The organism is Nocardiopsis nanhaiensis (assembly GCF_054778635.1).
This window is the reverse complement of sequence record NZ_BAAGZJ010000009.1, coordinates 47821-65076: the sequence shown is the minus strand read 5'-3', so window position 1 is coordinate 65076 and position 17256 is coordinate 47821. Positions and strand designations below refer to the sequence as shown.

15 protein-coding genes are annotated in these 17256 nt (G+C 68.9%); 13 read left to right on the top strand and 2 right to left on the bottom strand.

The window, feature by feature from the left end:
* The first annotated feature begins 101 nt into the window (after positions 1–101).
* The 10 genes from ACYVD1_RS06360 to ACYVD1_RS06315 all read left to right on the top strand — a co-directional run bounded on the left by ACYVD1_RS06360 (position 102) and on the right by ACYVD1_RS06315 (position 9797).
* Positions 102–1001, top strand: a complete 900-nt coding sequence (locus ACYVD1_RS06360) for a dihydroorotate dehydrogenase electron transfer subunit (RefSeq protein WP_460746905.1) — start codon at positions 102–104, stop codon at positions 999–1001.
* Between the two features lie 85 nt (positions 1002–1086).
* Complete coding sequence (locus ACYVD1_RS06355) at positions 1087–2028, top strand: dihydroorotate dehydrogenase (RefSeq protein WP_460746904.1); 942 nt, start codon at positions 1087–1089, stop codon at positions 2026–2028.
* Between the two features lie 318 nt (positions 2029–2346).
* A complete protein-coding gene (gene pyrF, locus ACYVD1_RS06350; protein ID WP_460769067.1) occupies positions 2347–3054 on the top strand; it encodes an orotidine-5'-phosphate decarboxylase in 708 nt (235 codons plus the stop codon).
* A 392-nt stretch (positions 3055–3446) separates the two neighbouring features.
* Positions 3447–3770 (top strand): integration host factor, actinobacterial type, encoded by a 324-nt coding sequence (mihF, locus tag ACYVD1_RS06345; protein WP_460746901.1) that lies wholly within the window; start codon positions 3447–3449, stop codon positions 3768–3770.
* A gap of 346 nt (positions 3771–4116) precedes the next feature.
* Positions 4117–4707 (top strand): guanylate kinase, encoded by a 591-nt coding sequence (gmk, locus tag ACYVD1_RS06340; protein WP_460746900.1) that lies wholly within the window; start codon positions 4117–4119, stop codon positions 4705–4707.
* A 124-nt stretch (positions 4708–4831) separates the two neighbouring features.
* A complete protein-coding gene (gene rpoZ, locus ACYVD1_RS06335; protein WP_460746899.1) occupies positions 4832–5098 on the top strand; it encodes a DNA-directed RNA polymerase subunit omega in 267 nt (88 codons plus the stop codon).
* Between the two features lie 179 nt (positions 5099–5277).
* Positions 5278–6471 carry a bifunctional phosphopantothenoylcysteine decarboxylase/phosphopantothenate--cysteine ligase CoaBC gene (gene coaBC / locus ACYVD1_RS06330; RefSeq protein ID WP_460769163.1) on the top strand — a complete coding sequence of 398 codons (1194 nt, stop codon included), beginning with the start codon at positions 5278–5280 and terminating at the stop codon, positions 6469–6471.
* Between the two features lie 297 nt (positions 6472–6768).
* A complete protein-coding gene (metK, locus tag ACYVD1_RS06325) occupies positions 6769–7962 on the top strand; it encodes a methionine adenosyltransferase (RefSeq protein WP_460746898.1) in 1194 nt (397 codons plus the stop codon).
* Positions 7963–8131: 169 nt separating this feature from the next.
* A complete protein-coding gene (locus ACYVD1_RS06320) occupies positions 8132–8791 on the top strand; it encodes a hypothetical protein (RefSeq protein ID WP_460769065.1) in 660 nt (219 codons plus the stop codon).
* Positions 8792–8918: 127 nt separating this feature from the next.
* Positions 8919–9797: a hypothetical protein gene (locus ACYVD1_RS06315; protein WP_460769062.1), complete on the top strand. Its 879-nt coding sequence runs from the start codon at positions 8919–8921 to the stop codon at positions 9795–9797.
* 70 nt (positions 9798–9867) lie between these two features.
* On the opposite strand, the gene ACYVD1_RS06310 is transcribed toward ACYVD1_RS06315, so the two are convergent.
* Positions 9868–11100, bottom strand: a complete 1233-nt coding sequence (locus ACYVD1_RS06310; RefSeq protein WP_460746894.1) for a DUF349 domain-containing protein — start codon at positions 11098–11100, stop codon at positions 9868–9870.
* A gap of 457 nt (positions 11101–11557) precedes the next feature.
* On the opposite strand from ACYVD1_RS06310, the gene ACYVD1_RS06305 reads away from it, so the two are divergent.
* Together ACYVD1_RS06305 and aspS are read left to right on the top strand one after the other, a co-directional pair.
* Entirely contained in the window at positions 11558–12235 is a 678-nt protein-coding gene (locus ACYVD1_RS06305; protein WP_460746893.1) for an MBL fold metallo-hydrolase, read from the top strand.
* A gap of 264 nt (positions 12236–12499) precedes the next feature.
* On the top strand, positions 12500–14296 hold the full coding sequence (gene aspS / locus ACYVD1_RS06300; RefSeq protein WP_460746892.1) for an aspartate--tRNA ligase: 1797 nt from the start codon (positions 12500–12502) through the stop codon (positions 14294–14296).
* 128 nt (positions 14297–14424) lie between these two features.
* On the opposite strand, the gene ACYVD1_RS06295 is transcribed toward aspS, so the two are convergent.
* Positions 14425–14565 (bottom strand): hypothetical protein, encoded by a 141-nt coding sequence (locus tag ACYVD1_RS06295; protein ID WP_460746891.1) that lies wholly within the window; start codon positions 14563–14565, stop codon positions 14425–14427.
* Between the two features lie 573 nt (positions 14566–15138).
* Here ACYVD1_RS06295 and ACYVD1_RS06290 point away from each other — a divergent pair.
* Positions 15139–17232 (top strand): SpoIIE family protein phosphatase, encoded by a 2094-nt coding sequence (locus ACYVD1_RS06290; RefSeq protein WP_460769058.1) that lies wholly within the window; start codon positions 15139–15141, stop codon positions 17230–17232.
* Positions 17233–17256 lie beyond the last annotated feature (24 nt).

Sequence of the window (17256 nt, the reverse complement as noted above, 5' to 3'; positions counted from 1 at the left end):
GTTCGGGCGCCGCTAGGGTTCTGCAAGGCGAGTCAAGCCGCTAGCGAGAACCCTCCGGCCCCGAACCGTATAGCTGAGTTCCAGAGAGGCTGCCAGGACAGATGAGCGACAACGGACCGGTGCAGACCAGGTGCCCCGTGCTGAACGTGCGCAGGGTGGACGCCTACTACGCCATCACCGTTGTCGCGCCGGGCATCGCCGAGCGGTTCCGCTCCGGCCAGTTCGTGTCGGTGGCGGTCGGGGGCGACCACTCCAGCACCATTCTGCGCCGCCCCTTCGCGATCCACGACGTCAAACCCGACTACGGCGGCACCGTCGAGTTCCTGTTCGCGGTGCGTGGCAGCGGGACCGCTTGGCTGTCGGAGCGGAGGTCACGCGACCTGCTCGACGTGGTCGGTCCTCTCGGCCGCCCCTTTCCCCTGCCCCGGGACCCGGTCAATTGCGTGCTCGTGGGCGGGGGCTCGGGGAGCGCGCCCCTGTTCCCGCTCGCCCTGTCGCTGCGCAGGCGCGGGTGCCGGGTGGACTTCGTACTCGGCGGTGCCTCCGCCGACCGCGTGTTCAGCGCCATCACCGCGCGCCGGATCGCCGAGACCGCCGCCTTCACCACCGACGACGGCTCCTTCGGTACACGTGGCCGGGTCACCGACGTTCTGGGGCGGGTGATCGAGGAGGCCCGTTCCGACGCCGTGTACGCCTGCGGACCCATGCCGATGCTGCGCGCGGCCACGGCGGTGGCGGGTAACCACGGGGTCCCCGTGCAGGTCGCGGTCGAGGAGACCATGGCCTGCGGTGTCGGGATCTGCATGACCTGCGTGATCCCGGTGGTGGGGGACGACGGGATCACCCGGATGGCGCGTTCCTGTGTGGACGGCCCGGTGTTCCGCGGCGAGCAGGTGCGCTTCGACGACGTCGGCACGATCCCCTTCGACGCGCTGGGCGCACCGGGGTGGAAGGGGTCGGGTGCCGCCCGCGCCTCGGAAGCCGCCCGTGACATCGCGTGACTTACCGGACCGACGGACCCGGACTGACTGACACAGCCACACAACTGACACAGCCACGCATGCGGATGCGAGCGAGCGAAGGCAATTGAACGCAGACCTCAGGACCAGGATGGGCTCCCTCCAGCTTCCGAACCCGGTGGTGACCGCCGCCGGATGCGCGGGTTCGGGGCGCGAGCTGGCCCAGTTCTTCGACATCGGCGAGATCGGTGCCGTCACCACGAAATCGCTGATGCTGGAGCCGCGGGCGGGGAGACCGGCGCCGCGCATGGCGGAGACACCCAGCGGGATGCTGAGCACCACGGGCATGCAGGGGCCGGGCGTCGACGTGTTCCTCCAAAGGGACCTGCCATGGCTGCTCTCCCGAGGGGGGAGGGCGATCGTCTCCATCGCGGGTTCGGGCGTGGGCGAGTTCGGGGAGCTGGCCAGGCGGGTCTCCGACGCGGAGGGGGTCGGCGCCATCGAGGTGAACCTCTCCTGCCTCGATCCGGCCGATCCCCAGGGGCGCTACTTCGCCGACGACGTGGCCCAGGCCGCCGCCGTGGTGCAGACGGTGCGCTCTCACGCCCGGTCGGACCTGCCCGTCCTGGCCAAGCTCTCCGCGGACGTGCCGGACGTCGTGGGCCTGGCCAGCGCCTGCGTCGCGGCCCGGGCGGACGGCCTGACCATGATCAACACCCTGCGGGGTATGAGTGTGGACACCCGGACGCTGAGGCCGACGGTCGCCGGGGGTATGGGCGGCCTCTCCGGCCCGGCGATCCGTCCGCTGGCGGTGGGGTGCGTCTACCGGGTCCACGAGGCCTTCCCCGACGTGCCGATCATCGGCATGGGCGGCGTGCGCACCGGGGCCGACGTCCTGGAGTTCATGGCCGCGGGGGCGAGCGCGGTGGCCGTGGGGACGGTGAACTTCGCCGACCCGTCGGCCTGTACGCGGGTGCTGAGGGAGTTCACCGAGGCGCTCGCTGCACGCGGGGTCGTCAAGGCCGCCGACATCGTGGGCGCCGCCCACCGGGCCGGGATCGGAGTGTGAGGGTCGGTATGCGGCGCCGCAAGGCCCTGACCGGCCTGAACGGCGTTGAGATGGCTCTGTGTGGCCAAGCGGGTGCGTCCGGCATCCGGGCGAGGGTTCGCGGGCGGCGTTCGCCTGCGGCCGTTTGGGCGGCTGTTACGGGGAAGTGATCCGGGATGGGTGCATGAAGCCTTCGATCCGGGGAATCGCACACTCTGATGGTGTGCACATGACAGTGAACGTGCATCGTCCGGTGCTTCTGTAATCACAGACGTAAATACCGACGAATGCCTCAGGCGCCGGCGCTCCGCGTCGGCGGCACACGATTGGAGATACCGAATGACCGCGCCTACCGCGCCCATCGCTGTCGCGATCGACGCCAAGGAGATCGAGACGGCGGCTACCTGGGCCTCGGCGGTCGCACCGCACGTGAGCACGGTGAAGGTGGGCCTGGAGCTGTACCTGCGGTACGGGCCCGAGGTCATCAGCGCAGTGCGCGGCGCGAACCGTGTCGGTGTCTTCCTGGACCTGAAGCTGTACGACATCCCCGCCACGGTCGCCGGTGCGGCGCGTAGTGTCGCGGGCCTTCGGCCCTCGATCCTGACCGTTCACGCAGGAGGGGGCGCGGACATGGTCCGGGCCGCGGTCGAGGCCGCTCCGGACACCAAGATCGCGGCGGTGACAGTGCTCACCTCCATGAACGAGACGGACCTTGAGCAGGTGGGGCTGCTCGGTCCGGCACGGGACGCCGTGCGACGCCTCGCGGCGCTCGCGGTGGGCGCGGGTGCGCGCGCACTGGTGTGCTCGCCGCAGGAGGTTGCGCTCGTGCGTGCTGAGGTGGGCCCGGACGTCACCCTGATCACCCCGGGCGTGCGCCCGGCGGGGGCCGACAAGGGTGACCAGTCCCGGGTGGCCACCCCTGAGGAGGCGATCGAGGCAGGGGCGGATCTTCTGGTCATCGGTCGCCCGATCACCCGTGCCGCGGACCCCGGTGCGGCGGCGTCGTCCATCGCGGCGGCCGTCCGGCGTGCCGGGGTCCGTGTCTGAAACCTCTCCGCGGGGTCCGCGGGTCCGTGTCCTGGGCGGATCCGTTAGGGAACCTGGCGGGTTGGGTGTCCGTGCCGCATCCGTCCCATCACGCGCAGTTATGGATCACGGACGGTCACCGATTAGGTGTGTCCGAAACCGAGGAATCATGGCAAAGAGTGACCCGCGTCACCCCTGGGTGACCTGCGCTGGTGGCACGGTTCACCGGCTCGTCAATCGGGACTAAAGTCCTGATTTTCGTCTCTGGCCGCAATTGAACAGTCACCCTGGGTAGTTCCTTCAATGAAATAGCCCTTGAAAGGGCACTTTACGTTGCCTAACAGGGGTCAGACCTACTAACTTGCGCAGGCGTCCGCCCTCTACAAACGAGTAGAAATCCGAGGTGACCCGGCGTGGCCCTTCCTCCCCTCACACCCGAGCAGCGCAGCGCGGCTCTCGAGAAGGCCGCCAAGGCCAGAAAAGAGCGCGCGGAGGTCAAGAACAAGCTCAAGAACGGTGGTGTCTCGCTGTCCGAGGTGCTTGCCAACGGCCTCAAGGACGAAGTCATCGGCAAGATGAAGGTTTCGGCACTGCTGGAATCCCTCCCCGGTGTCGGCAAAGTCCGTGCGAAGCAGATCATGGAGCGGCTCAACATCGCTGAGTCGCGCCGTGTCCGGGGTCTGGGCACCAACCAGCGTGCCGCCCTGGAGAGCGAGTTCGGCGACCTCACCAAGTAACACCACCGGTGAACAGCCGGACACCGTGCCCGTAGCGTCCCCCACAGTCGCTCGGAGCCGCCTCCCCAAGGGTGGCGGCGCACGGTGAGAAGTATCCGAAGCCGCGGTCGGCGGGCGGGTGGGCCCCAGGTCACACACCGTCCGCCGCACCGCGGCTCGGTGGTATAAAGGGATCTTCCCGCGACCGTACGCGGCGTTCGGGGCTGTTCCGAGGGACACGGCACCGGGGCGCCAGCACGAGCCGCCCGCGGTGCGCGCCGGGCCGCCAGCCCGGTCCCCTTGGCCGCGCACGCCGGGCCGACAGCCCATCGCGTGGCGGAGAGCCGAATGGAAGCCTGATACTCACATGCCTGCGCAGACCGCAGACCAGTCCCGACCGGCCGAGAAGCGGCTGACCGTCCTGTCCGGCCCCTCTGGCGTGGGAAAGAGCACGGTCGTGGCGCACCTGCGTCAGATCGACCCCGACCTGTGGCTCTCGGTTTCGGTGACCACCCGCAAGCCCCGCCCCGGCGAACAGGACGGCGTCCAGTACTTCTTCGTCACCGACGAGGAGTTCGACCGGCTCATCGCCGAGAACCAGCTCCTCGAGTGGGCCCAGTTCGCGGGCAACCGTTACGGAACCCCGCGAGGCCCGGTGGAGGAGCGCCTCAGCGCCGGCTTCCCCGTCCTCCTGGAGATCGAACTCCAGGGCGCGCGCCAGGTGCGCGAGTCCACGGACGACGCACTGCACGTCTTCCTCGCTCCGCCCTCCTGGGAGGAGCTGGTGCGGCGGCTGGCCGGTCGCGGCACCGAGTCCGACGAGGTGATCCAGCGCAGGCTGGAGGTGGCCAAGGTAGAGCTCGCCGCGGAGAAGGAGTTCGACACGACCTTGGTCAACACGTCCGTGCAAGAAGTGTGCGACGAGCTGCTAGCGTTGATCACCGCGCCTAAGGTGTGATAGCCGGGCGTCGCTCGCGCCGACCGCACCGACTCCGGACACCCGAACCTGATGCGCCAAGTTCTGTCCCGTCCCATCCGTCACGGCTTTCGACGAGCCGGAGACCGTCCCTGGGGGTAACAAAGTGGCTGGTACCGAGCCCGTCGCCGAAGGCATCACCAACCCGCCGATCGATGACCTGCTGGCCTGTGTCGACAGCAAATACAGCCTGGTGACCATGGCCTCCAAGCGGGCCCGCCAGATCAACGCCTACTACGCGCAGCTCGGCGAGGGCCTGCTGGAGTACGTCGGCCCGCTGGTCGAGACCCAGGTCCAGGAGAAGTCCCTGTCCATCGCCCTGCGCGAGGTCAAGTCGGGCCTGCTCACCGCGGAGCCCTACGAGGGCACCTGATCGCGCCGACCGGGCTCCTGAATGCTCTGACGCGCCCGTGACGTGTCCGCCGCCCTCCACGCCCGCCACAGGCGCGTGGAGGGCGCTGTCATGCGCGGGGTGCCGGGCTGTCCTCGGCGGCCTCGGCGGAGCGGGCCTGGTAGAACTCATGTGTGAGTGACACAGAATCCGTTCCCCAGGTGGTCCTCGGCATCGGCGGAGGCATCGCCGCCTACAAGGCGTGCGATCTGCTCCGCCAGCTGACCGAGTCAGGCCACCGTGTCCGTGTCGTGCCCACCGCCGACGCCCTGCGCTTCGTCGGTGAACCCACCTGGGCAGCTCTGTCCGGCCAGCCTGTCGCCACCGGCGTGTGGGACCAGGTCCACGAGGTTCCGCACGTGCGCATCGGCCAGTCGGCCGACCTGGTGTTCGTCGCGCCGGCCACCGCCAACATCATGGCGAAGGCCGCCGCCGGACTCGCCGACGACCTGCTGACCAACACCCTCCTCACCGCCCGCTGCCCGGTCTTGTTCGCCCCGGCCATGCACACCGAGATGTGGGAGCACTCCGCCACCCAGGCCAACGTGGCCACTCTGCGCTCGCGCGGTGCCATCGTCCTGGAACCGGCCGAAGGCCGCCTGACCGGAGCCGACACCGGTCGTGGTCGCCTGCCCGATCCCTCCGAACTCTTCGAGGCCGCGCGCCTGGTGCTCCGCCGGGGCGCCGTCGAGTCAGACCTGTTGGGCAAGCGCGTGGTGATCTCCGCCGGAGGCACCCGTGAGGCCATCGATCCGGTCCGCTTCATCGGCAACCACTCCTCGGGCAGGCAGGGGTACGCCCTGGCCCGGACCGCGGCTGCCCGCGGAGCCGACGTGACCCTGGTCGCCGCCAACGTCAGCCTGCCCGACCCGGCCGGTGTTCGCCTGGTGCGCGTGGGCTCGGCGGTGGAACTGGCCGAAACGATGGAAGCCGAACGGGTTGGCGCCGACGCCGTAGTGATGACCGCCGCGGTCGCCGACTTCCGCCCGGTCAACAGCGCGGCCTCCAAGATCAAGAAGTCCGGGGACGCCCCGGCCCCCATCGAGCTCGTGGAGAACCCCGACATCCTCGCCGGGCTGGTCGGGTCCCGGGCGGAGCGGGGGATCGCCCAGACCATCGTGGGCTTCGCCGCGGAGACCGACGACGTCATCGCCAACGGGCGGGCCAAACTGGAGCGGAAGGGCTGCGACCTGCTCGTGGTCAACCAGGTCGGCGGTGGGAAGGCGTTCGGTACGGACGACAACAAGGCGACCGTGCTCGGCGCGGACGGGTCCGTCGTGGACATTCCCACAGGCCCGAAGGAGGACCTCGCTGACCGCGTGTGGAACATGGTGGTCGAGCGGCTTCCGAAATAACGGTCTCGATGGGCTGGAGAGCCCTTAGCAGCCCTGGATTCGGGTGTTGGCCGTGTCCCGTCGACGAATCTTCCGCTCTGTGCACTGGATTCCTACCGCTTAGTACGTCACACTTCCTCTTGGTGCTCTGGAACGGCTGACGCGGCCGCCCGGCCAGCACCGCCCTCATGGGTCCAGCTAGAGTGGACCAGATAACCAACCGCGTCGGTCGGCTTTGCCGTCCCCGGCAGGGGCCGGGAGCGTGCGAAGCCGTACCGACACATGTCAGCCAGCAGCCGCTGCAAGGAGTCACGCAACGTGTCCCGTCGCCTTTTCACCTCCGAGTCGGTCACCGAAGGTCATCCGGACAAGATGGCCGACCAGATCAGTGACGCGATCCTCGATGCGATGCTCACCACCGACCCCCGCAGCCGGGTCGCGGTCGAGACGCTGATCACCACAGGTCAGGTCCACATCGCGGGTGAGGTCACCACCCAGACCTACGTCGACATCCCCGCCATCGTGCGCGAAAAGATCCTCGAAATCGGTTATGACTCCTCCGCGAAGGGGTTCGACGGTGACTCCTGTGGAGTCAACGTCTCCATCGACGCCCAGTCCCCGGACATCGCCCAGGGGGTCGACACCGCCTACGAGGCGCGTGTCGAGAACGAGGAAGACGCCCTCGACCGGCAGGGCGCTGGTGACCAGGGCCTAATGTTCGGTTACGCCAACCGCGACACCCCCGAGCTCATGCCGCTGCCGATCAAGTTGGCGCACGCGCTCTCCGAGCGACTCTCCGAGGTCCGCCGCAACGGCACCGTGCCCTACCTGCGTCCCGACGGCAAGACCCAGGTCACCGTCGAGTACGAGGGCAACACCCCGGTCCGTCTGGACACCGTCGTGGTCTCCAGCCAGCACTCCGCCGACATCAACCTCGACGAGATGCTGGCCCCGGACATCCGGGAGCACGTCATCCAGCCCGTTGTCTCCGCGTACGGTCTGGAGTCGGACGACTACCGGCTTCTGGTCAACCCGACCGGCCGGTTCGAGATCGGCGGCCCGATGGGCGACGCCGGCCTGACCGGCCGCAAGATCATCGTCGACACCTACGGCGGCTACGCCCGCCACGGCGGCGGTGCCTTCTCCGGCAAGGACCCGTCGAAGGTCGACCGCTCCGCCGCCTACGCCACCCGCTGGGTCGCGAAGAACGTTGTCGCCGCCGAGCTGGCCGACCGCTGCGAGGTCCAGGTGGCCTACGCGATCGGCAAGGCCCACCCGGTCGGCGTGTTCATCGAGACCTTCGGTACCGAGAAGGTGGCCCCGGAGATCATCGAGAAGGCCGTCAAGGAGGTCTTCGACCTGCGTCCGGCCGCCATCGTGCGCGACCTGGACCTGCTGCGCCCGATCTACTCCAAGACCGCGGCCTACGGCCACTTCGGCCGTGATCTGCCGGAGTTCACCTGGGAGAGCACGGACCGCGCCGCGGCGCTGCGGTCCTTCGTGGGCCTCTAGGGGCTACGAACCAGGGATGACCCGTTTCGTCTGAGGGCGGACGGCTGTTCGCGGCCGTCCGCCTTTGGTGTGTTCGGGGGATACCTCCGCATGGCACATACCCACCATGACTACTCCGTGTTATTACATATGTGCAGGTAGTCATGCCGCCATGCGGAGGGGGAACACCATGGCCGTGCCAGCGGCGGTGTCGGCAGTCGGGTTGGCCGCGTTGATCGCGTTGCCCGGGCAATCGGTTCCGACAGACGACGGGCCGGTCCCCGGGGCCGAGAGCCTGCATGTCACCGTCCAAGAGCAGTCCGAGGAGCGCCTCCGACCCGGCGACCGGGTCGAGTACACCATCCGGGTGCGCAACGCGGGTTACGAGCCGATGCCCGAGGCCCAGGTCGTCCAGTTCCTGCCGCCCTCGATGCGCTACGTGTCGGGAGCCCCTGAGGATTCTGAAGCGGGGGTCGCGGCCTGGGAGCAACCCCTGGAAGCGGGGGAGCGCGCCACTCTGACCGTGGTCGGCGAGATCACCGAGGTCCCCGAGGGCGCCCAGCAGCCGGTCTCCACGGTGTGTGTACGCCCCGGCCCCGGAGCCGACCTCGCCTCCTGTACCGCTTCCGTCCATCATGTCCCGGGGGCGCTCCACTTCGCCTGGGTGGCGGCGGGGATCGCGCTCTTGCTCGCCATTGCGGCGGCCGTGGGCGGCTATCTGCGCTACCGGGGCACCCGAGGACCGCGGCCGGAGCCGGAGGCGCCGAGCAACCACAGCCCGGGTTCGGTGCCCAACATCCGCACCTTCCCGGGCCGGGCCCCCGTCTACCAGCTGGACGCCCACCGTTAGCACAGAGTGATGGGCCGCACCCCGGAGGGGTGCGGCCCATCACTCTGTGTCAAACATTGCCAGGCTTTTCCATGGTTGATCACATGTCAAATGTCACTCTTGGTAGTTGCCTGTGCACAATTATCGCATGAACCTTTGCTCCGGATACGCGCCCACGGCGCCCAAGTCCACCGTCACCGCACGCGGCCTGATCCGCATGGCTGCTGTCTCGGCCAGTGCCGCGATGGTCGCCCCGTTCCTCTGGGGAATGGCTCCGGCCCTGGCCGACGACGCCGATCGCGTCGGTCAGGCCCACGAGTCGATCTCTCAGCCCGTAGGCCCAGTCAGCACGGATTCCGTCAACAAGGTGGAGACCGAACTGCCGGACGTCGTCGAGGACAGACTGCCACGGCAGAGTACCGGCGAGGTCGGTATTCGAGAGGCCGAGCCCGTCGAGGAGTCCGAGGAAGCGGACGCCCGGGGAACGGGCCAGTACGACAAGGGTAAGGACGAGTACCCGAAGGATCCCGAGTACCCGAAGGATCCGAAGGACCCGAAGGATCCCAAGGACCCGAAGGACCCGAAGGACCCGAAGGACCCGAAGGACCCGAAGGACCCGAAGGACCCGAAGGACCCGAAGGACCCGAAGGACCCGAAGGACCCCAAGGACCCGAAGGACCCGAAGGACCCCAAGGACCCGAAGGACCCCAAGGACCCCAAGGACCCCAAGGACCCGAAGGACCCGAAGGACCCGAAGGACCCCAAGGACCCCAAGGACCCGAAGGACCCCAAGGACCCGAAGGACCCGAAGGACCCGAAGGACCCGAAGGACCCCAAGGACCCCAAGGACCCCAAGGACCCCAAGGACCCCAAGGACCCCAAGCCTGAGAAGCCGGTCCTGGCGCAGACGGGCGCTTCGGTCGCCCTCCCAGTGGTGGGCGGTCTCCTGACCTCTCTGGCCGGCATCGGCGCTATGCTTCTCGGCCGCCGTCGCCCGTCCGTGGAGCAGAACGACAACCAGCGCTGACGGTCGCACCAGGCTGAACGTACGTACGGGCCGCCCCCTGATGGGGGCGGCCCGTACGCGTTGGGCAGGGTCAGCTCATCTCGTTGAGGGCCTTCTCCGCCTCGGTCAGCCAGGAGCGGCGGGCCTCCAAGGCGGCCTCGTGCTCCTTGATCCGGCGAGCATCGTTATTGGCCTGGGCCTTCGCCAGCTTCGCCTCCAGGTCCGCGATAGCGGTCGAGAGCTGGTTGACGGTGTCCTTCGCTCGGGCGCGCGCCTCGGGGTTCGTACGATCCCACTCGGCGTCCTCGGCCCGGCGCACGCCCTCTTCGATCTGCCGGAAGGCACCCTCCAGCTGGTCGCGCACGTCGCGGGGCAGGTCACCGGCCTCCTCCCAGGCCTCCTGGAAGTGGCGCAGGCGGGCGCGGGCGCGTCGCGGGTCGGAGATGCTCGGGATCTCCGCCTTGGCCTCCGCCAGAATCTTCTCCTTGGCGTCCGCGTTCACCCGCAACGCGGCATCCCGCTCGGCGAAGACCGCGTTACGGGCGTCGAAGAAGGTGTCCTGGGCGGCCTTGAAGCGCGCCCACAGCTTGTCCTCGCTAGCCCGGTCGGCACGGCCACTGGCCTTCCAGCGCTGCATCAGGTCGCGGTAGGCGCGGGCGGTGGGCCCCCAGTCGGTGGAGTTCGACAGGGCCTCGGCCTCGGTAACGATGCGTTCCTTGTCGGCTCGCACGACCTCCCGCTGCTGGTCCAGGTTGGCGAAGTAGGCCTTGCGCCGCTTGGAGAAGGAATTGCGGGCCGCGGACATGCGCTTCCACAGGGCCTGTTCGGTGGGGCGGTCGGCCCGCGGGGCCTTCTTCCACTCCTCGATGAGCTGGAGCATCCGCTCGCCGCCGGACTTCCAGTGCGTGGTCTCCACCGCGACCCGCTCGGCCTCGGCGACGATCCGCTCCTTGATGTCGCGGGCCTGGCCACGGGCCTGTTCCTGAGCCTGCTTCTGCTCGACCTTGCGCTCCTCGGCCCGGTCGGTCAGCTTGTCCAAGCGCCGCATCAGCGAATCCAGGTCACCGACGGCGTTGGCGTCCGTGACCGAGGTGCGGAGCTTCTCGATGCTGGCCATCGCCGCGGAGGCGGACAGATCCGTGCTGCGCAGCCGCTTCTCCAGCAGCTCCACCTCGGTCACCAGAGAGTCGTACTTGCGCCGGAAGAAGGCCAGGGCCTCCGCCGGCGCACCCGCCTGCCACGATCCGACGACCCGTTCGCCTTCGCTTGTGCGCACATAGACCGTGCCGTCATCGTCTACGCGGCCCCAAGGGTCCGTGGTCACCGTGTCCTCCTGCTGTCATGAGCCCGGCCGGTTGGGGTCGGGTTCGGGTCGTCGCGGCGGTACCGCGCCTGTTCGTGATGGGAACCACCGTGCACAAGCACGATATCCATACGTTTCGGCGGACAACGACGCGCCGTGTTTCACCTAGCAGATCGAGAGTGCTGCTCTCGCTGTCATGCCGTCTGGCCGGGCGCGGCACCCGCTGAGAAATAGGCGCAGGTCGAGGGCTCCGGCTCACTCGACGACGGTGACCAATATGGCATTACCACGCGCTGTGGCAAAGAGCCTGGGCGCGGGCGGTGACCGAATGGTGATCAAAAGCGCTCGCTGCGGACTATTCGGTTCGCCGCCTCTCCCGAGGCTCGGTAGGCTCTGCACCTGAGGGTTTGCGTGCCCCCGCCGCGAACGGCCACGCCCTCAGTGCCAGTAGGAACCACAGGACAGGACGATATCCGCCGTGCTCATCGCCGCACTTCCCACCGGGCCCCTCGCCGCGAACTGCTATGTGCTCGCACCGGCCCCGGGCGGCGCATGCGTGATCGTCGACCCCGGGCAGGAGGCCACCCCGCAGGTGGCCAAAGCCCTTGCCGAGCACGACCTGACCCCCGCGGCGGTCCTGCTCACCCACGGACACTTCGACCACGTCTGGTCGGCGGCCGAACTCGGCGACCTCCACGACATCCCGGTGTATCTGCACGACGCGGACCGCGGCCTGCTCACCGAGCCCGCGGCCGGGGTCGACGCCGGCTTCGCCGCCCAGCTGCAGATGCTTCTGGGGCCGGGGCCCTACCCCGAGCCCGCCCAGCTGGTGGAGGTCGAGGACGGCCAGGCCCTCAGCCTCGCCGGTATGGAGTTCACGGTCGAGCACACCCCCGGCCACACCCCGGGATCGGTCGTCTACCTCACCGCGACGGAGGAGGGCGTTCCCGTCATGTTCGCCGGGGACCTGGTCTTCGCCGGATCCATCGGGCGCACCGATTTCCCCGGCGGCGACGGCACGGCCATGGCGCGCAGCCTCACCAAGACCGTGCTGGGCGGTTCCGACCAGACTCAGATCCTCCCGGGACACGGTCCCGCCACCTCGGTCGAGCGCGAGCGCGCCACCAATCCGTACCTGCGCGATATCGCCGGTTGACCCAGAGTCCGCACCGGCCCATCCCGCAGGAAGCACATGACCGTCCAGCAGTCCCCCAGCGTCGACCGACCCAGTGCGTGCACTCGGGCGCACGACGGACGAGATATCCGCACCGGGCCCGCCTAGGGCGGGTTCCGGTGGGTTCCACGCCGCCCTCCCCGGGTTCGGATCCGGGTGCGCACGGGCGGTGTGCACAGGACTGGCCCGTACCGATGCGCAGGTCGGGCACACTTGACAGGAAAAAGACGCTGAAGGAGAAGTTCGTTGATACGCACGCATGAGGCAGGTGCGTTGCGCGCCGAGCACGCTGGCGCGACCGTCGTTCTGGCCGGCTGGGTCGCCCGCCGCCGGGACCACGGCGGAGTGGTCTTCCTCGACCTGCGCGAGGCCTCCGGTGTGGCCCAGGTCGTCGTCCGCGAGGACGACCTCGCCCACGACCTGCGCGCCGAGTACTGCATCAAGGTCACCGGATCGGTCCGGGTCCGCCCGGAGGGCAACGAGAACCCCGAGATCCCCACGGGTGGCGTCGAGGTCGTCGCAGACGAGATCGAGGTGCTCAGCGAGGCGGCCCCGCTGCCCTTCCAGCTGGACAACGCAGCCGAGGTCTCCGAGGAGACCCGGCTGCGCTACCGCTACCTGGACATCCGCCGCGACGAGATGGCAGAGAACCTGCGGATCCGTTCCCAGGCGACCTACATCGCGCACGAGACCATGCGCGACCTCGGGTTCACGTACATCGAGACCCCGTACATGACCCGTTCCACGCCCGAGGGCGCCCGCGACTTCCTGGTCCCGGTCCGCCTCCAGCCGGGCCACTGGTACGCGCTTCCGCAGTCCCCGCAGCTGTTCAAGCAGCTGCTCATGGTCGGCGGCATGGAGCGCTACTACCAGCTGACCCGCTGCTTCCGCGACGAGGACCTGCGCGCCGACCGTCAGCCGGAGTTCACCCAGATCGACCTGGAGATGAGCTTCGTCGACGAGGAGGACATCTTCGCCGTCGGCGAGAAGCTCTTCACCCGCCTCCTCCGCGAGGTCAAGAACATCGAGTTGCCGGCCCAGTTCCCGCGGATGCGGTACGCGGAGGCCATGGACCGCTTCGGCTCCGACAAGCCCGACCTGCGTTTCGGCCAGGAACTCGTTGAGATGACCGAGTACTTCGCCGACACCACCTTCCGCGTGTTCAAGGCCCCCTACGTGGGGGCCGTGGTCATGCCGGGCGGTGCGGGGCAGTCCCGCAAGGAGCTCGACGCCTGGCAGGAGTGGGCGCGCTCGCGCGGGGCGAAGGGTCTGGCGTACGTGCTCGTCCAGGAGGACGGCACCCTGGGCGGCCCGGTCGCGAAGAACCTGACCGACGCCGAGCGTGACGGACTGACCGCCAAGGTCGGCGCGGAGCCGGGCGACGCGATCTTCTTCGCCGCGGGCAAGCGCACCGAGAGCCAGGAGCTGCTCGGCGCGGCCCGTCTGGAGATCGGCAAGCACGGCGGCCTGATCGACACCTCCCGCTGGGAGATCCTGTGGATCACGGACATGCCGCTCTTCGAGGAGGCCGACGAGGAGGGTGCCTGGAAGCCGGTGCACCACCCCTTCACCGCCCCCGCGGTCGCCGACGAGAACGACTTCCACGACCACCCGGGTACGACCAACTCGCGCGCGTTCGACCTCGTGCTCAACGGCTACGAGCTGGTGTCGGGTTCGATCCGTATCCACCGTGCCGAGATGCAGCAGCGCATCTTCGACACGATCGGCCTGAGCAAGGAGGAAGCGGAGTCGAAGTTCGGTTTCCTGCTGGAGGCCTTCAAATTCGGCCCGCCTCCGCACGGTGGCCTGGCCGTGGGCTGGGACCGCATCATCATGCTCCTGGCCGGTCAGCCGACCATCCGCGAGGTCATCGCCTTCCCGAAGACCGCTTCGGGCGGTGACCCGCTCACCGGTGCGCCGACGCCGATCACGGGCGAGCAGCGGGGCGAGGCGGGGATCGACGTGGACCCGTCGGCGGTGGAGGCCGAGAAGGCGGAGAAGGCCGCCAAGGCCGAAAAGGCTGCTAAGCCCGCGAAGGCTTAGCGGAGCCTACAGGGTTCAGCTTCCTGTCACGGGGCGGTACAGCGGGGCACCCGCGTACCGCCCCGTTTTCGTGTTTGGCTGGTGGGGTGCTGGGGCCTAGCTGTACTCAACCCCTGTGGTCAGTACACCTAGCGCTTGGTGGCACCGCAGCGTTGGCAGCAGATGTCCTCGTCGTCGGGGTTGCTGTGGGTACAGAGCCGACAGGTCCAGTTCCACGTGACTCCGCGGAGGAGGGTGCCTGTCGCGGGGCGGGCACGTTCAGGGGGCATCGTGAATCCTCGGGGTGTGCGGCGGGTTCTCGACTGACCAGTTCGGTGCCCGGGATGAAGGCGCTTTGAACGTGCCACATTCGGCCAGAAAGGGGAAAGTGGTGATTAACAGGTCAAATGCCCCGTCCGTAATAGTGAAGCGGACCGTTCGCGGATGCGATCGGGCCCGTCATCCCCTACCGTTGGGGGCGAATCACCCTCCCATACCGTGAATCGCACGTGTCTTGGAGTGAACACAGTGCATCAACGGGACCCGTTCCATTCCGGGTCGGGGTGGGATCGGAGTGCATTTCTGCGCAACCGAGTCACACGAGCGTAACGATTCGCGCCCTGGGGTCGGCAAGGATCTAGGAACGGATCCTGTCGGTACCCCGCCGCATTGTTGGACCATCAGTCTCCGTGTTCGACGAGGTGGCGCAGCCGACGGGGGCGGGCGCCGCAGTGCCCGCTCCGGCTTCCTACCCGGACCGGGACCGTCGCCGGACACTACAATGAGCCGAATCGGTACGTTCCAGGGGTGACCGCGCCTGTGCGCGGGTGTGACGTCCGAAACGACACGAGGATGAGTCATACGTGAACGGAAAACGCGCTTCAGGCGGTGGCTCCGAGGGCGCTCTCGCGGGGGCGTTCCGCCATGCACCCGAGCCCATGGCGGTCACGGGGGCCGATGGCGCGATCCAGCACGCCAACCACGCGTTCACCGAGCTCTTCGGCCGCGGAGCCGAGGAGCTCACCGGCAAGCCGTGGTTCGAACTCCTGGAGGCCAATGACGTCGAAACCGGATCTCGGGCCCACCGCGACGCGCTCGAAGGCCGCGGGCACCGGCGCTTCCGGCTGAGCCTGTCGGTTACCGACAAGTCATCCCGCCTGGCCGAGGTGGAACTGCGGCCGGTCTCGCCGGACCCCGAGGCGGCTGACAGTGACACGCCCGCGGACCACCACGCGCCGGAGGGACGTGCGGCTGCTGTCGTGCTGTTCCACGTGCTGTCCACCGAGGAGGCGGACCTGCGCGTCGTCGGTGATCTGCGCACCGACAACTCCGACTCCGTCCTGTGGAGCCTGGACCTCAGCAACGGCCGCCTGCGCGAGCTGTTCGGCCCGACCCCCTTGGGTTCCCTCCTCGCCGGGAACGACTGCGACCTCGAGGGCATCCTCGAGCGGATCCATCCGGACGACACCGCCCGGGTCCGCGACGCCATGTCGGCCTCCTTCTCCGGACGCGACTACGAACAGCGGTTCCGGGTCTTCGACCGCCTCGGCGACGAGCGCTCCCTGCACGTGCGCGCCCGGTACGTACCCGGCGCGCCCGACCGCCTCGTCGGGATCGTCGACGACGTCACGGAACACGTCCAACTGGTCCGCAGGCTCGCCGACCGGCGCCGAACCGAGGCTGAACACGGCCGCCTGGTTACCGAACTGTCCTCCAAACTCGTCTCGGCCACCACCGTCGACAAGGTCATGGACCTGCTCAGCGAGGAGTTCCTGCCGATCTTCGGCGGCACCCACGCCATAGCGCTGTACGTCGAGGACGGCCTGCTGCGCGCCTCGCCCAGCGCCAAGGGTCGCGGCAACGTCACCCGAATCGACGGGCGCCGCGCCGACGACACAGACTTCCCGATGGGCGCGGTCATCCAGGACAGGCAGCCCCGCTTCTTCGAGAGCCGCGCCGAGATCGTCAGCCGGTTTCCCGCCGCGGTCGACCTGATGCGCTCGGTCCGCGGCCAGGCCTGGGCCACGGTGCCGATCTTCGGCGACGGCAAGATCGCCCTCGGTGTGTGGCAGATGGTCTGGGACCGGCCCCACCACGCCAGCCGGGACGAACGCGCGCTCATGCTCACCTTCGCGGGGCTGGCCGGCCAGGCCCTCCAACGGATCAAGGCACAGCAGGCGGAGCTGGAGCTGGCCGACGCCGTCCAGCGCCGCATGCTGCCCCGGCAGGTGGCGAGCTTCCCCGACATGGACATCGCCACCAAGTACCTGCCCTCCCGAGCGGAGTGGCGGATCTGCGGCGACTTCTACGACGTCATCGAGCTGCCTGACAACAAGGTCGGGCTCCTGGTCGGCGACGTCCAGGGACACGGTGTCGAGGCGGCCGCGGCCATGGGACAGATTCGTGTGGCCTTCCGCGCCTACGCCACCAACCAGTCCGACCCCGGCGTGGTCCTGGGCGAGACCAACCGCCTGCTCACCGAGACCGGCGAGATCGTCTTCGCGACCTGCGGCTACTTGGTCGTGGACCGCGAGACCGGGGTCATGCAGGCTGCCTGGGCGGGCCAGCCGCCCGCCGTGCTCGCGGCCAAGGGCGCCTACGAGCTGTGGTCCCCCGAGACCGGCCCGCCCCTGGGGGTCCTCCCGGACACGGAGTACACCGTCACCACCCGGGTCTTGGCGCCGGGTACCACGCTGCTCCTGTGTTCGGACGGGCTCGTGGAGAGCTCCGACGTCACCATGCAGGACGGTCTGGCCCAGGTGGGCGAGGCGCTCGCCGAATATGGGGACACCCCCAAGGCGGCCGCGCACGTCCTCGCAGAGATGGCCCCCGCGGGACGCGGCGACGACATCGCCCTGCTGGTCACCCGCATGATCCCGAGAGCGGTGCCCCCGCCGGAACAGGCCGCGAGCCCCGAGAACCTGTCCGTCGGGTCCGCCGACCGCCACGAGGGCTGACTTCGGGGCAGGGTCCGCGAACGT

Coding starts and splice junctions, on each gene's coding strand:
- ACYVD1_RS06320 (WP_460769065.1), top strand. CDS start 8,132: ATGGCCGTGCCAGCGGCGGTGTCGGCAGTCGGGTTGGCCGCGTTGATC.
- pyrF (WP_460769067.1), top strand. CDS start 2,347: ATGACCGCGCCTACCGCGCCCATCGCTGTCGCGATCGACGCCAAGGAG.
- gmk (WP_460746900.1), top strand. CDS start 4,117: ATGCCTGCGCAGACCGCAGACCAGTCCCGACCGGCCGAGAAGCGGCTG.
- ACYVD1_RS06315 (WP_460769062.1), top strand. CDS start 8,919: ATGAACCTTTGCTCCGGATACGCGCCCACGGCGCCCAAGTCCACCGTC.
- ACYVD1_RS06360 (WP_460746905.1), top strand. CDS start 102: ATGAGCGACAACGGACCGGTGCAGACCAGGTGCCCCGTGCTGAACGTG.
- ACYVD1_RS06295 (WP_460746891.1), bottom strand. CDS start 14,565: ATGCCCCCTGAACGTGCCCGCCCCGCGACAGGCACCCTCCTCCGCGGA.